At 54.1% G+C, this 15,793-nt stretch carries 8 protein-coding genes; all 8 read right to left on the reverse strand.

Annotation, left to right across the window (positions count from 1 at the left end):
• Positions 1-15: 15 nt before the first annotated feature.
• Positions 16-2,415 carry a type I DNA topoisomerase gene (gene topA, locus QZR17_RS01420; RefSeq protein ID WP_297126700.1) on the reverse strand — a complete coding sequence of 800 codons (2,400 nt, stop codon included), beginning with the start codon at positions 2,413-2,415 and terminating at the stop codon, positions 16-18.
• 174 nt (positions 2,416-2,589) lie between these two features.
• A complete protein-coding gene (locus tag QZR17_RS01425; protein WP_297126703.1) occupies positions 2,590-5,061 on the reverse strand; it encodes a heavy metal translocating P-type ATPase in 2,472 nt (823 codons plus the stop codon).
• A 302-nt stretch (positions 5,062-5,363) separates the two neighbouring features.
• Positions 5,364-6,455 carry an endonuclease/exonuclease/phosphatase family protein gene (locus tag QZR17_RS01430; RefSeq protein WP_297126706.1) on the reverse strand — a complete coding sequence of 364 codons (1,092 nt, stop codon included), beginning with the start codon at positions 6,453-6,455 and terminating at the stop codon, positions 5,364-5,366.
• Complete coding sequence (locus QZR17_RS01435; RefSeq protein WP_297126708.1) at positions 6,439-7,878, reverse strand: DUF5689 domain-containing protein; 1,440 nt, start codon at positions 7,876-7,878, stop codon at positions 6,439-6,441. Before QZR17_RS01435 ends, QZR17_RS01430 begins: the two co-directional genes overlap by 17 nt.
• A 29-nt stretch (positions 7,879-7,907) precedes the next feature.
• Positions 7,908-10,661: a TonB-dependent receptor gene (locus QZR17_RS01440; protein WP_297126710.1), complete on the reverse strand. Its 2,754-nt coding sequence runs from the start codon at positions 10,659-10,661 to the stop codon at positions 7,908-7,910.
• A 63-nt stretch (positions 10,662-10,724) separates the two neighbouring features.
• Positions 10,725-11,639: a fimbrillin family protein gene (locus QZR17_RS01445; RefSeq protein WP_297126714.1), complete on the reverse strand. Its 915-nt coding sequence runs from the start codon at positions 11,637-11,639 to the stop codon at positions 10,725-10,727.
• Between the two features lie 38 nt (positions 11,640-11,677).
• The gene (locus QZR17_RS01450) at positions 11,678-13,738 is read right to left on the reverse strand and encodes a DNA/RNA non-specific endonuclease (protein ID WP_297126717.1); all 2,061 of its coding nucleotides are present in this window, start codon (positions 13,736-13,738) and stop codon (positions 11,678-11,680) included.
• A 184-nt stretch (positions 13,739-13,922) separates the two neighbouring features.
• A complete protein-coding gene (locus tag QZR17_RS01455) occupies positions 13,923-15,764 on the reverse strand; it encodes an ABC transporter ATP-binding protein (protein ID WP_297126719.1) in 1,842 nt (613 codons plus the stop codon).
• Positions 15,765-15,793: the final 29 nt, after the last annotated feature.

Here is a 15,793-nt window from a genome sequence, read left to right on the forward strand (position 1 = left end):
ATTATGTCTCTACGTTTATTTCTTGGCCTTAGAGGTGGTCGACTTCTTCTTGACAGTCGAGGTCTTGCGTGACTTGGTAGACGAGGAGGTGCGACGCTTAGATGGTCCACCATTCTTGTCTATCTCAGCAACGATAGCACGTGCTTGCTCCTCGGTGAGAGTCTTCGCATCAGTAGTCTTAGGGATCTTGTAGTTCTTCCTCTTGTACTTGATATAGGGACCATAGCGACCATTGAGGATCTCGAGCTTATCGGTCCCTTCACCATACTCGGCGATGTACTTATTACGCTCACGCTCCTCCTTCTCGAGGATCAGAGGAGTGGCCTGATCCATCTCTATTTCGTAGGGACTGATCTCACGGGGTATGCTGACAAAGAAAGACTTACCGACGCGCACGTAAGGACCAAAGCGACCAACGTCCACGGTCACCACCTCACCCTTGTGCTCCCCAATCTCGCGGGGCAGCCTAAGCAACTTCATAGCTTGCTCGAGGGTAATGGTAGCGATCGAGAGATCCTTGGGGAGTGAGGCAAAGCGTGGTTTCTCGCCATCCTTATCCGACTTACCCAGCTGCACCATTGGTCCATAGCGACCGATCTTGGAGTAAATAGGGAGACCTGTCTCGCTGTCGTCACCGAGGTAACGCTCGCCCACCTTGTGGTCCTCCTTCTCACTCATTACCTCCTCGACATTGCTGTGGAAGAAGCGGTAGAAGTGGTCAATCACTTCAGTCCACTCCTTCTCCCCATCGGCAATGGCATCAAACTCCTCCTCCACCTCTGCTGTGAAGTGGTAGTCCATAACCTTGGGGAAGTGCTCCACAAGGTACTCGGTAACCACTAACCCTGTGTCGGTGGGGCAGAGCTTACCCTTAGAGGCCCCTATACGCTCCTTGCCGGTGGACTTAGTGATCTTGCCGTCCCTTAGCTTAAGCACTTGGTAGCTCCGATCGACACCCTCGAGGGTGCGCTTATCGACATAGCCTCGTTTCTGGATCGTCTGGATGGTAGGGGCGTAGGTGGAGGGTCGACCAATGCCGAGCTCCTCAAGCTTCTTGACAAGTGAAGCCTCAGTGTAACGGGCAGGCTGCATAGTAAAGCGCTCTCTAGCCTCGATATCCTCTGCTGAGACCTTATCACCGACCTTCATCCGCGGCAGTAGGGCAGACGTATCCTGACTCTCCTCGGGATCATCTTCGTCATCGCGTCCCTCGAGGTAGACCTTGAGAAATCCATCGAAGGTGATCACCTCACCCTTGGCCTGGAAGGAGTGTCCTCCGGAGGCGTCAATAGTCATAGTGGTGCGCTCCAGCTCGGCATCAGCCATCTGGGTGGCAAGGGTGCGCTTACGGATCATATCGTAGAGCCGTCGCTCCTGGGCTGTAGCTCCAGCTGAGGGTGCCTCCGGATGGACCGGCCGAATGGCCTCGTGCGCCTCCTGAGCGCCCTTGGTGTGAGTCGCATAGTTGCGCGTCCGGACGTACTCCTTGCCATACTCCTTCTCAATGACAGAGGCAGATGCCCCGATGGCAAAAGTGGAGAGATGCACGGAGTCGGTACGCATATAGGTGATGTGCCCTGCCTCGTAGAGCTTCTGCGCCAGGCTCATCGTGAGCCCGACGGGATAGCCTAAGCGTCTCGACGCCTCCTGCTGGAGTGTAGAGGTGGTGAAGGGCGGTGCCGGCTGCCGCTTAGCGGGAGTGACGCTCACTTGGCTGATGGTGTAGGTGGACCCTATGAGATCCTCCAAGACTTTTCTAGCATTGGAGGCAGATCCGGGGCGGTCGGTGAGGTCAGCGCTGAATGTCTCGCCATCGGGAGTGACGAAGAGGCCTCGTACGAGGAAAGAACTCTCCGGCTCGAAGTCCTGGATCTCCTTTTCTCGCTCCACGATAATGCGCACAGCCACAGACTGAACTCGACCGGCTGAGAGGCTGGGGCGGACCTTCCTCCAGAGGATCGGCGAGAGCTCAAAGCCGACTAAGCGATCGAGGACGCGGCGCGCCTGCTGAGCATCAACCATTTTGAGGTCGATGGCTCGAGGGTTCTTGAGAGCATTCTGTATGGCAGACTCAGTAATCTCGTGGAAGACAATCCTATTCTTCTCCTTCTCACTCAGTCCCAGCACCTCTGCGAGGTGCCAAGCGATGGCCTCTCCCTCGCGGTCCTCATCGGATGCGAGCCAGATGTGGTCTGCCTTCTTCGCCGCGGAGCGGAGGGTTGAGACTACGCTTTTCTTATCATCGGAGATCTCGTACTGCGGATCATAATTCTGCTCCACATCCACACCCATACCCTTTTTCTTAAGATCACGGATGTGTCCATAGCTGGGCAGGACGGTAAAGTCCTTGCCCAAAAACTTGCCGATTGTCTTCGACTTAGCAGGAGACTCAACGATAAGGAGGTGATTGGCCATTATTACTTGCTCTGAGATTACTATTGCTTACTTTCGTGCAAAAGTAGCAATTAATAGCCTAATGTGTTGCGTCCCCGATTTTGGTTCTTCTTTTCGTGACGTATTAATGCTACCGCAACACACAGAGCCCTATTAGATCCTATTATTAGTAAAACACCTTGATACCAAGGAGGATCACAGTCGCACTGAGCGGAGTCGAAGCGAATTGAGCACCACTAGGACGGAGCTGAAGGCCATCGCAGCGGCTGACACTGCCGGATCGATCACCACAGAGGTGAATAGTCCAGCAGCAAGTGGGATTGCAACAATATTGTAGATGGACGCCCAGAGGAAGTTTTCATAGATGATTCGAATAGTCGACTTGGAGAGATGGATGGCGCGCTCGATAGCAAAGGGAGAGTTGCCGAGGGCTGTCACCTGTGCTACGTCCGTCGCTATATCGCTGCCATTGCCCATAGCAATACTAAGGTCGGCAGAGGCAAGCGCCGGGGAGTCATTGATCCCGTCGCCCACCATAGCAACTACCCTACCATCCTTGCGCAGGTCATCGACATAGCTCTTCTTATCGAGGGGCAGCATGCCGCCCTGAGCCTTCTGAATGCCGAGGGGAGCTGCTATGGTATCAACCCGAGCCTGAGTGTCGCCCGAGAGGAGGTGTAGCTCTACCCCGATCCGCTCTCTCAGTCGACTAAGAGCTATCTCAGTCTCGGGATGCAGCTTATCCTCGAGGACAAGCAGTGCGAGCAGCTCTCCGTCGCAGGTGTAATAGATAAGGGTGCTATCCGGGTGGAGGCTCTCCAGCTGCTGCATATCCTCAGTCAAGTCAGGATCGCCGACAAATCGCCGCTGACCTGCCCGATAAGTCTTACCCTTGTAATCGAAGGCGATCCCTCCCCCAGCAGTCTCCCTTACCTCCACGGGGAGATCCTCCTCCACCCGATGACCGTACCGAGAGACGATCGCACTCGCGAGCGGGTGCGATGACTTCTCCTCCGCTTGCACCAAGAGCGACTTCAGCAGATGGTTGTCCTCTGTGGTCCACTTGGCATCGACCACCTTGGGCTGTCCGATGGTGATGGTCCCTGTCTTATCTAGTACGACATCGGTGACCTTACCCAGCTGCTCCAGAGCGACAGCATCCTTGATGAGGAGACCATTGCGAGAGGCCTTACCCATGGCAACGGTGATGGCGGTAGGAGTCGCAAGCCCCAGGGCACAGGGGCAGGCGATTACCAGGACGCTGATCGCATGATCCAGTCCTCTAAGCCAAGGCTCCGGGGCGTCAGAGCAGAACCCCCAGAGGCAGAGAGTAAGAAGTGCGATGAAAAGCACAGCAGGGACAAAGACCGATGCTATCCTATCTGCAATACGCTGAATGGGTGCCTTACTTGCCTGCGCTCGACGGACGGTAGCAATGATCCTGCCGAGAAGTGTTTTACGCCCCACCTTGGTGGCACGGATGATGGCAGCCCTGCCGACAGAGAGAGAGCCTGAGAAGACCTCATCTCCGGCCACCTTCTCCACCGGGATAGGTTCGCCTGTGATACTGCTCTCGTCAAAGGCACCCTCTGAGAGGAGGATGCCGTCCACGGGTACCCGATCCCCCTTACGTAGCATGACCTCATCCCCTATCCTCAGTTCCTTAATATCGCGACGGACGAAGCTCTCACCCACCATCACCATAGCCTCTTGTGGAGCGAGGGACATCAGCTTGCGGAGAGAGTCAGTAGTCCGTCTCTTGGCTCGCTCCTCAATGTATCGACCGAGGAGGATAAAGGTCATAATCATCCCTATGACATCGAAGTAGGTATGCATCAGCCCGACCTGTGCCGGCTCCTCTACAAAAATGAAGCGGATGGTGCTGTAGAGAAAGGCGACAGTGGTACTTATGGCAATGAGGGTGTCCATCGTGAAGGATCCCTTGGTGAGCTGCTTCATCGCCCTACGCACGTAATCCCCGGCAGCATAGATGTAGATAATTGCTCCGATGGCAAAGGAGAGAATATAGGTAAGCTTAGAAGAGAGACCTATGCTCTCGTGGGTCATCATCAAACCCATGGCAAGGATCGACAACAAGGCAGTGAGGACCAGCTTACGCAGCAAAAGGCGAAGAGCTCTCTCTTGCGAGCTCATCAGCTCTCTGTCCTGTACTTCTGTGTCCTCATCGATCAGCATATCGTAACCGATGGACCGTACAGCCTCCCGAAGCTTGACTGGAGAGGTCTCTCGATCATCATAGGAGATGAGTGTCCGACCCTCCATCAGATTGACCTCCGCATCGCGCACGCCCTTTGTCTTGAGGAGCCGCTCCTGCACGGCACTTACACATGCGGCACAGTGCATCCCCGTCACGGTGAAGAGTCGCTTCTGTGACACCTCGGGCTCATCGGTGGGGTGAGCAGTGGCACCCTTAGGAGTCGCAGGATCCTCACCGGGCAGCACCAGAGTGTAGCCCGCATCACGCACAGTAGCCTCAAGCTCCTTAGTATCGGTCAGTTCATCATCGTAGGTGATTGAGATGCGACCATCCTCAAGAGAGACCTCTGCAGACTCTACACCTGAGAGCCCCTCGAGAGCCTCACGAACATGCTTTGCGCATCCCTCGCACATCATTCCCTCCACTTGGCATTCTATATTTCGTTTCATACTGCAATTTCTGTATCTGGTTGGTAGGACAAATGTACGATTTTAGCTACATATAGTCAGGAAAAGAGTAGCTCACCGAGACTAAGATGTCGGTGAGCCATGCAGGGCCACTATACTAGACTCAGCCCTCTTTCTAATACCGATATTAGTGCGCACTACTACCGGTATTAGTGTCGACTAACACCGGTAATAGAAATACCTCTGAGGAATAAGGGGATGACACTATATCCAAGAGAAAAAAAGAGTGTACACAGACGATGCGTCTGCATACACTCTTATGATGGGCATCAGGTTGAGCTACCCTACTGCCGTTCCTTGACGAGGTAGGTGATCACAGGGAGGTGGTCGCTGTAGCCATTGATGAAGGTGTTTCCCTCAAAGGTACGGTGCGGTGTCCCCTTACGGCTGCCCTCCTGCCGAATGAGGAAGGAGCGATTGAAGATCTCCACCCTCCAGAAGCTAAGCGACTTCCGAGAGTTGTCAAGAAGTGGCTCGGTGAGGATCATCTGGTCGAAGAGGTTCCACTTTCCTTGATAGGTCAGTGTCCCTATACCTTGGGCGTAGGGCTCCCAGGTGGCATTGAAGAATCCTCTCTCTCCAACCTCCTCGGGAGTACGCTTGGCACCCAGGACTTTGGCGGTACTATTGTCCACCGGATCGTCATTGAGGTCCCCCATGATGATGAGCTTTGCCTTGGGGTTGTCTTTGTATAGAGAGTCCGCGATGTGCTTGGAGAGCTTGGCGGCAGTCTCACGATAGATGCTGGAGGACTTTCCTCCGTAGCGAGAGGGCCAGTGACAGACGAGCACGTGGAAGGGTTCACCGGCGAGCACTCCGCTTACAAGCAGCTGGTCCCGTGTGCGGTAGCCGGGGCGGAAGTCGATCTCAGGATAATGGTAGGCCTTGTAGTCGGTGACCTTGAAGAGCTTGGGGTTGTATAGCAGAGCCGTCTCGATGCCTCGCCAGTCGGGTGAGGGGACATCAATCACCTGCAGTCCCATATCGGCAATCTCCGGACGAGAAACGAGGTCATCGCAGACCCGCTTATTCTCCACCTCAGCGAGACCGATGATAGCCGGTCCGGCGGGGGTCACCTCACGCCCCAGCCGGGCAATCACCGAGGCAATGTTGTGGAGCTTTTTCTCATACTTCGCTTGGGTCCAATTGTAGGGACCGGAGGGGAGAAACTCATCATCCCCCTTGTTGTCAGTATCGTCCTCTGCATCGAAGAGATTCTCCACATTATAGAAGGCGACCGCATAAGCCTCATACTTGGTCTCTGACGTAGCGGTCCGATCACTTGAGTGACGCGAAGAGCCACAAGAGGTGGTAAGTGTGAGGAGAAAGAGAATCCCCACAAGGAGAGATAGCCTTGGCTTAGTTGGCGATATCATAGTTCTTTGTCTTCATTGAGTCTATTGTAGAGCCGGAGCCCTCAGAGATTACCTTGCCACCTCCGAGAGTCTTTAGCTTGAGCTCCTTGATCTCCCACGAGGAGGTCTGACCATCAGGAGAGGTGTACTTAAGGGCAAAGCGGACGGCGCCCTGACCGAGGACGGACTTGGGGAGGTCTATCGTGGTGTCCATAAACTTCCAGCCCTTACCCTCGGGCAGTGTAATGGTGACCGGGGCCCAAGTGGCGGAGGAGGGTTTGCCAGACTTGTAGTCGGTGGAGACGACTAGCTGATGACACTCCTTGATCGTAGCGGAGGTAGCAAAGTTGATTGCCTGCTTGAAGGTCAAGGTCGCAGAGGTGACACCGGTCAGATCAAGGAGCGGAGAGATAAGCCAGTCCTCGTTGGCGTGACCGGTGGTGCCATCGTGACCGCTCATGAAAGCAAAGTGGTCATAAACCTCACCGGTGGTTTTATTGCTCTGGTGCTTGATCCTCCAGGACTGCTCGCCCTTGACACTCACTGCCACAAAGGGTGCAAGATTCTTACTGAAGGGGGCGTCTAAGATCACTCCCCCGGTCTCGGGTGTCGGCTTATCGCTACCACCATTATCTGATGGATCAGAAGGGGTCGTACCGGGAGCAAAGCCGATCACATCCTCGCGAGAGCGGAGGAAGAGCTGGTAGTCGTTGCCAAACTTAGAGAGGACCGCAACGATCGAGCCGGTACCCTCCGGCAGCTTGTCTGCAGCAAAGTCGGCATAGCCACTATTGCGGACAATGATTGATGCACCCTTGCCATCGGTAATGAGACGATTGACAGTCTCCTGTGCGGGAGCAAAGGGCTGACCCTTCTGCTCAAAGTAGACATTATCGATGCGGATCAGACGCCCCACAAGGTCATCGGAGAGGTCGGAGATCTTGACAGTCTTAGGCTGCACAAGGTCGGCATTGGGCCAACCATTAGGCAGCATCTTCTTCTTCACGATCTCAAAGGGGATCCGATTCTTCACTGCTGTGGGATGAGCGATGGACGGCTGGCCGCCATACATACTGATCGCAAGACCGTGGAGGTCAATGAAGACCTCCTGCCCCACAGGATAGGTCCCGGCGATCTCATTCTGATCGATGCTCACAGCGATACCTCCGGTCTCATCCTGGATGTAGATCTGCTTATAGATATTTCCGGAGACGTCGTTGGCCGAGACGACCGCCTTGAGGACATACTCATACTCGATCTCCTTAGAGGTGCGATCAGCGAGGTCAGAGTACTCTCTCTTGAGCTCAGCTATGGTGACATTGGGCGTCAGACCCTCCACCTTAGGCTCAGTGAGGAGCGGTGCATCGTACTTCAGGTCGCTACAGGACGAGATCGTCACGATAGCTGCTGCGGCGAGTGCCAGTAATTTTAGTCCTTGTTTCATATCGTAGTATATCTCGGATTGTCTGGTGATTAAAAGATGTAGCCGGCATTAAAGAAGAGGTTAATGCCCTGCATATAGTAGTGCTTATTGCCGAAGCGCTCGGGGTATTTCAGATTGACACGTCCCTGCTCGTACCCACCGGTGATGATGTCCCTCCGATTGGTGAGATTCTGGATGGAAAAATTGAGGTTGACCCTCTGACGACCGGGGAGGTAGATGATCTTACCGATGCTTAGATCAAGGGTGTATCCACCCTTGAAGCGCTCCTGAGTGGTGAAGCTCCGGAAGGCTGCATACTCCTCAGGATTATACCCCGGGACGCCCTCGGGGCGCACACCGATGTAACTGGAGGCAAGTCGGCGGATAGGTGCCGGATCTATGTGGTTGTACCCAAAGCCATTGACATTGAAGTTGAGGAACCAATAGTTAACAAAGTAATTGATACCCAGGGTGCCGACCATCTGAGGTCGTCCTCCGATGTACAGATTCTTCATATAGACCCTCTCCTCGCGATTCTCGATCTTACCATTGGTCGAGTTCATAACCCCCATCGGGTCATTGGCGTAGAAATACTGGGAGACAGTACCGACGAGGTCGAGACTGAGTGCGTCTGTAGCCTTGACGCTGATGCCCGCCTCAATGCCACGATGCACCTTCTCCATATCGTATAGGGTGTGGTAAACAAACGTCCGCTCCACATCGTTGTAGTACGCGATCTTACGCATATCGTCCCAGAACTTGGTGTAGAAGAGCCCAAGTCGACCCGTCACTCGAGGAGTCGAGAAGACGTAACTGAGATCGACAGATGCATCACAAACGGGCTTGACATCATCGACAGTGATCTCTGTAACGTTAGGATTGACGTACATATCCCACACTAATGGCGGGCGTGACTGGTAGACGGCATTACCAAGGAGGAAATGGTGTCCACTAAACTTATACGTAAAGCCCACCTTAGCATCCCCGGTGACAAAGCCGTAGGAGCGCCCTCTGCCATAGGAGCTATCAGGGTAGCGACCATTGCGCATATACCCCTCACGGACCATATTCGTGTAGGCGATTCGACCGCCATAGTAGAGGTCCAGGTGAGCCCAGGTATGGCTATTCTGCACCCACGCCTCAGCAGAGTGCAGGTCGTAGCCGTAGTCGTAGCCGAAGACATCACCCTCATAGACTCTTCTGTCCGCACGATTGAGGTCATTCTGGATCCTGTCGTGATCACCGGGGAAGTCCCGCTCAGCAAACTTGTCCACATCGCGAGCAAACTGAGCCCCCATCAGGTCCTCGACCGTCTGGTACTGTCTTGCCCGACCGAAGCGATACCCAATCCCACCGGTCACCTTGAGGGTAGATGTGATCTGCTTACTTAGGGTTGAGTTAATAGTAGCCTCAAAGAGGTCGTTGTTACGACCCTGCACCATATAAATTGCCGAGCCATCACCAGTCCGATTATTCAGCTCATTGATCTGATAGAGCTGATCCCAATTAATCTGAGAGGTACGCCCCGACTGCCACAGGTAGCGGTAGTAGTCCTGCACGTCGGGTGCTCCGGTAAAGTAAGAGGGCAGATAGCGGTAGTAATCAGGCCGGGGATCCGCACCATTGAACCAGTCGAGGGAGCTCTTCTGGTAGTGACTGTAGTGGACCCCGAGCGCTGTCGTCCAGCTGGTGAGCATATCGGGCTTCCAATCGTAGGTAAGTATCGCGGTGGGGTCGTAAGAGGTGACGATGCGAGAGTTGCGCTTCTTGCCATTCTGCCAGCCCCAGTTGGGATTATAGCTGTAGCATCCTGCGAGACGGACCGCCTCATCAACGGAGGCTCCCTGCTGACCTCGACGGACCGGCGAGCCAAAGGTGATCAGACTGAGTGCCTGACGCCCCTCATCCCACTGGTACTCTGCTCCGAGAGCATAGGAGAGATTTTTATAAAAAGTGCCCTCCACTACCCCCTCATGGGCATACCGACCACCGAGGAGAGCGGTAAAAGCCCAGCCACTGTCCATAAGGCCGGTATTGTAGCTTACCATCGTCCGGGCGTAATAATTGCGGTTGGTCCCGGTGAGTGTGAGCTTTCCCCCTCGGCTGTAGCTTGAGGGGCGCATATTGATATTTTGTGATCCTCCAAGGTCGCCAAAGGAGAAGTCCGATGGCCCTACATAATTGATCACATTACCATTTCTCGTAAGGTCATTGATGGCCCCGATGGAGGAGTAATTGAAGACCCCACGTATTAAGTCATTGAAGGCAACGCCATTGATGTACCGCTGCTCATATCGGCTGTCATACCCTCTATTGCGGTAGCGAAATTGGGAGAAGCGGAAGCCGGCAGTCTTGAGAAAAAGGTCATTGGAGAGGACGACCGTGGGGCTAATCGTCTGGTCGTTGCCCGTCTCTCCCACCTCCAAGGCATCGACAATGCCGATGAGGGACTGATCGGCCTCCATCTTAGTCACGTGCACCCGGAGATCTCCCAAGTCCGTAACTCCATAGTCGGAGATAGTCACCTCAATCCTCTGATCAAGAATATCGCTCCCTGATAGGCTCAAGTACTCCACCCCGGTGGAGGGGACGACAAACCTAAATCGCCCATCGGAAGAGGTGATCCACGAGAGACCGCTTCGCTCCAGATGGACACGTACACCGGCGACCGGATCACCGCCCTCGCTCTCCACTACCCGTCCAATGATGACCGGATCGGGAGACTCCTCCTGCGCCAAGAGCGGAGAGAACCCGGAGACAGTAAGGATGAGCGAGAGTGCCGCTACTAATTTTCGTCTAAACATATATACCTTTTTCTATGATTGGCAGTAAAAGCAAATACTCAGTCAAAACCTCTTTGAGTGATGCTAGTCAACTGATATCGTGCCGGCCTCAATGATCACGTCCTGCATCGGCAGGATGGTTCCCTCCGAGGTGGTGATCTTACCGGAAGTGGCATCCCCACCATCCGTCAGCTTCAGCTCTATGATAGTCTGAGTCCCACTCTTGAGCAAAATGTCCTGAGTAATGGGAAAGGTAAAGACATACTCGCGGGTGAAGATCCGCAGGGTCATCCCCTTAAGGCTCTGACCTGGGAGGAGATGTAGATCAACACTCCCGGAGAGGGGTCCATCGGTAGTGATGGACGCAGTGGAGCTACCCTTCTTCTCCCCGATGGTCACCGAGCCATCCCTCACACTGACCATACCTGACAGGGCTACCCCGATCAGCTCCAGTCTCGCACCGGAGAGATCAACGCCCGAGAGACTAATCTTGAGAGCCGAGAGGACGGGATAGAACTCCAAGACTGTCTCAGTCTGATCGGCAGCCACTCCCGTCACAGGGCGAGAGAGGTAGAGGGCAGAGGTGGTTGTCAAGGGGAGATATTCCCCATCGGCAAGCTCCTCGGTGTATGGATAGTAGGCAATCAACTCATAACTCTTACCTTCCGGCAGACGAATGCCCGACCTGGCAGCGACGAAGTGACCTCCTAGGGATGTCATCGTAGTATACTTGACATTAGAGACCAGTGTCTTGCCATCAAGAAGCGCTGTGACACCTATGGCATCACGATCGTGCCAGCGAGCGCCAGCCTGCAGGTCGTTGCCCTTGAGAATACCTGTCAAGCGGAGATTACCGGACCGTATAAGATACGGATCCTCGACATCATCGGGAGCACAGCCTGCCGAGCAGGACTGCGGTCCCCGACAGCACGAGGAGAGCCCAAGTGAGAGCAAGCACACAGCGGCAAGTAGCGTGTGATAGATCGTGTGACGTGACATATATATATTCGTTTGTACTGATTCGGGATGGGATGAGATTACCTCCAGCGGGACTGGTCATTCTGCGACTTTATCCCCACTGCCTTATCTTTCGGGAGGTGGGTGAAGAACTGGAGCCCTGTCTGTCGCTCTACCTCAGAGACCGTCACAGAGTAGTCGCGATACTTAGTGCCGGGGAGAGCTCTATTTGGCATAACGAAGCCGATGCTATACCAATTGCCCGTAGACTTCTCTTGGCGGAGGAAGACCTTGTATGTGGCATCCGGGACTGGGATCTGCTTCCCATCTTGGTCTTTGGTCATCTGTAGGGGTTCCCTGCTATACACCGGGCCGCAGACTACGTAGAGTGTGTCGTACTTGGAGACTTGCTGAGCCCAAGTGCGCTCCTTACCCTCCAGCTGTTGCCACTGACCGCCATTCTGAGACTGATTCTGAGGAAGCATATTGGAGAAGTAGAATGTTGTCTCATTCAGAGGTCTGGAGGCTGTTCTCGACCCGCTAGACAGCATATGTCCTCGAGACAAGCCACGGGTTTTATAAGACTTGGAGAGGTTAGGCTGAATGGATCTCGAGAGATCAGGATCGTAGTCCCAGCTATTGGACCGCTTGGTATTTCCTATTACACCTGGATACATTGGGAAGGCAACGTACCTGGGACTACGATACTTTGTATCAAAGAGAATGGAGTAATTCCGCCTCGTGCCACCGCCTCCGTCAGTAAACCATGCATCGGGCGCCATATGGCGAACAAATAGGGCATGATCCAGCAGTCTGGCACTCTGTGCCACAGCCTCCTCTCGATACTGCGCTACCACACCGGGGCGGACATTACCAAGCGGGTCATTGGGGTCGACTCCCGGCGTGGGCTCATCCGGATCTGTGGGATCGATCCCGGGAGTGGAGGGATCAATAGGTACTGCATCCTGATCCTTGACGGTGAAGTCACCACCGGGGTTAAGAGGGAGGATTTCCCCCGCACTCGGGTCAATCGGCACTCCACTGGAGGGCTCATCTCCCTCCTTGATCGAGGGTTCCATATCAGCCGGAGCGAGAGGGTCGATGCCTGCACTGGGATCTATTGGCACGCCACCACCCTCACTATCCTTGACAGATGGCTCTACCGGTGAGGGCTGGACAGGATCAATCCCGGCACTCGGGTCAATAGGCTTAGCGCCATACTTTGGGTCATACGGATCGTAGCGCTCGCCCTTCAGCCCGTCCGGCGTCAGCACGATAGGACCCTCGGGAGCCTCTTGAGACAATTCACCAGGTCCTTTGGTCTCGAGTACATAGAGTCCGCTCCCACTACCGGAGAGGGTCAGGTGGTAGGTAGCCATTTCGCCCGCCTTCCCCACATAAGTAGAGGGACGCCACCTTACTGTGCGCCCACCAAAACTTAAGGTCACAGCCAGATCGCCATAGTTAATGCCCGGCACCACCACAGCTGCAGCCACAGCTTGAGCACGACGACCTCGTACAGCGAGATCAAGTGTACCCTTTGCACCCCGATACTGAAATTGGTCCGACACTAGATCAAAGCAAGCTGAGAGAGGAACATCAGCAACCTCGACAGTCAGATGCGATAGGTCACCGAAGTCCGGCGATGCAGTGATTACTAATTGCAGAAGAGCATTGATACGCCTAAGAGTAACCCTCGGCTCCGCCGCCCAAGTAACATCGGAGAGCTTCCCATAGAAGTAGTCCGGAGCCTTTCCTTCCGCCTGACCTGCATAGTTCATCGGGATCTTTCCCTGCGAAGCCTCGGCCGTGTACGGATAGTACGCGATGATCTCGAGAGGGGACGATGGCGACCGATGGACTGGTGATGTGGAGAAGAAAACACCATCCCCCGCACTCGAGGTATAGAGGATATTGTCATCCGAGACCACACCATCCGAGAGAGAGAAGACTCCCATCTGATCGTTTTTCTGCCAAGTAGGAGCTGCAGATCGGAAGCTTGCCTTGTAGCGCAGCTCGTACGGCTGTAGAAGATCATCTCCCGTTTCTCTATGCGTGCATGAAGCCCACAAAACCAAGAGTGCCACAAGGGCTATGCTCAATCTTGGGAGAGTCATGTAGTCGGTCAAATTCCCTTTCATTGATTTATGGTGATAATCTTTTTTTGAGATGACAACACTTAGTGGATAACCAAAGATACCCAATATCAATTCCTTGACCAAAGAGCGAGCAATAAGGGGACCTCGACTTCTCCTATAACAAAAAAGCCGGCACTCAGTCCGCCAAGGGGCTAAGTACCGGCAATACTTGGAATGGAACGACTGGTTAGAGCTTCTGCATAGCGACGAGGCGAGCGTAGTATCTCCCCTGAGCCAGCAGCTCCTCGTGCGTACCTCGCTCGACGATACTTCCCTTATGCAGGACGATGATCTGATCGGCACTGACGATCGTGGAGAGACGATGAGCGATGACGATAGTGGTGCGTCCTCTCATAAGGTGCTCCAGTGCCTCCTGCACTAGTCGCTCGGACTCGGTATCGAGAGCGGACGTTGCTTCATCGAGGATCAGGATGTCCGGATCCTTGAGCACGGCGCGCGCGATGCTCAGTCGCTGTCGTTGCCCGCCGGAGAGCTTGCTGCCTCGATCACCGATATTGGTCTCGTATCCCTCAGAGAGCTCTCTGATAAAGTCGTCCGCATTGGCCACCTTGCAGGCCGCCACGATCTCCTCATCTGTTGCATTCGCGTTGCCAAAAGCGACATTAGCCCGGACGGTGTCATTGAAGAGGATCGCTTCTTGATTGACATTACCCATCAGCATCCTCAGGTCGTGCATCCTCAGCTCCCTGATGTCCGTGTCATCGATCCGTATGGAGCCCTCGTCCACGTCATAGAAGCGAGGCAGAAGGTCCACTAAAGTGCTCTTGCCGGAGCCACTCTCCCCCACGATCGCCAGCGTCTTTCCCTTAGGAATGGTGAGGTCAACGTCTCTCAGGATCCAGTGGTCGTCGTAGTTATTGTAGCGAAAAGACACATGATCATATCTGATCTCTCTCTCGAAGCGGATCGCCCGGGGATGCTCAGGGTCTTGGATCGGATTGACTGCCGAGAGCACTTCGTCAATGCGGGCGAGGGATGCCATCCCCTTACGTATGTCGTAGGAGGCACGGGAAAACTCCTTCGCAGGATTGATGATGCTGTAGAAGATCACTAAGTAGTAGATGAAGGTGGAGGCATCGAAGCCAACGCTATTATGGAAAATGAGCGTACCACCAAACCACAGCACCACGGCGATGGTGACCGTCCCAAGGAATTCGCTCACGGGATGAGCCAATGCCTGTCTAGAGGCAACGTGCCTGGAGATGGTCCTAAACTCCTCGTTTTGGTTCTCAAACCGATCTTGTATAGGCTTCTCAGCATAAAAGGCCTTAATCACCCTAAGTCCGCCCAGCGTCTCCTCAAAGAGGCTGATCAGATAGCCCCACTTCGTCTGCCCCTCAAGGGAGTCACGCTTAAGTCTCTTTCCGATCCGCCCCATGACAAGCCCAGCCACAGGCAACAGAAGCATCACAAAAAGGGTCAGCGTGGGGCTGATGATCAGCATAGCGATCAGAGAGACGAGGATGATAAGGGGATTCTTGATCATCATATCAAGCGAACTGATCAAGGAGTGCTGCAGCTCATTGACATCTCCTGATATACGCGCCAGCAGGTCGCCCTTGCGCTCACCGGAGAAGAAGGCCAGGTTGAGCCCCAGCACTTTCTCATTGAGCTGATTTCGTATATCCCTCACCACACCGGTCTGGACCGGTATCATGAAGAATGAGGCAGCATACTGCACTGACACCTTCAGCAATGTGATCGCCACAAGATAAAGCGCCAAGACCAGCAGAGACTTAGAGACACCATAAGCGCCAATCATCTGCGTCACCGCATAATTGAAGTTATTCTGGATCCCACTCATCAGCGTGCTGAGCGACAGCTCATTCCATGGTACAAAGTGGTATGCGGTGGTGTCTATCCCGAATAGAACCCTCAGGATAGGTATCAGGAGAGAGAATGCCAATAGGTTTAGCAGCGGTGCTATAGCATTGCAGGCTATGTTACCTAAGATATACCACTTGTACTTGGGGAGAAACCTTCTAAATGCTCGAAAAAAGTCCTTCATCAGGGTAAGTCGTTAGTAAGTCGCAGCTC

The organism is uncultured Porphyromonas sp., from assembly GCF_900541275.1.
Classification (GTDB): domain Bacteria; phylum Bacteroidota; class Bacteroidia; order Bacteroidales; family Porphyromonadaceae; genus Porphyromonas_A.

What these genes read in the sequence shown, in the direction of transcription:
- topA (WP_297126700.1), bottom strand. Translation starts at nt 2,415, where the DNA reads ATGGCCAATCACCTCCTTATCGTTGAGTCTCCTGCTAAGTCGAAGACA.
- QZR17_RS01425 (WP_297126703.1), bottom strand. Translation starts at nt 5,061, where the DNA reads ATGAAACGAAATATAGAATGCCAAGTGGAGGGAATGATGTGCGAGGGA.
- QZR17_RS01430 (WP_297126706.1), bottom strand. Translation starts at nt 6,455, where the DNA reads ATGATATCGCCAACTAAGCCAAGGCTATCTCTCCTTGTGGGGATTCTC.
- QZR17_RS01435 (WP_297126708.1), bottom strand. Translation starts at nt 7,878, where the DNA reads ATGAAACAAGGACTAAAATTACTGGCACTCGCCGCAGCAGCTATCGTG.
- QZR17_RS01440 (WP_297126710.1), bottom strand. Translation starts at nt 10,661, where the DNA reads ATGTTTAGACGAAAATTAGTAGCGGCACTCTCGCTCATCCTTACTGTC.
- QZR17_RS01445 (WP_297126714.1), bottom strand. Translation starts at nt 11,639, where the DNA reads ATGTCACGTCACACGATCTATCACACGCTACTTGCCGCTGTGTGCTTG.
- QZR17_RS01450 (WP_297126717.1), bottom strand. Translation starts at nt 13,738, where the DNA reads ATGAAAGGGAATTTGACCGACTACATGACTCTCCCAAGATTGAGCATA.
- QZR17_RS01455 (WP_297126719.1), bottom strand. Translation starts at nt 15,764, where the DNA reads ATGAAGGACTTTTTTCGAGCATTTAGAAGGTTTCTCCCCAAGTACAAG.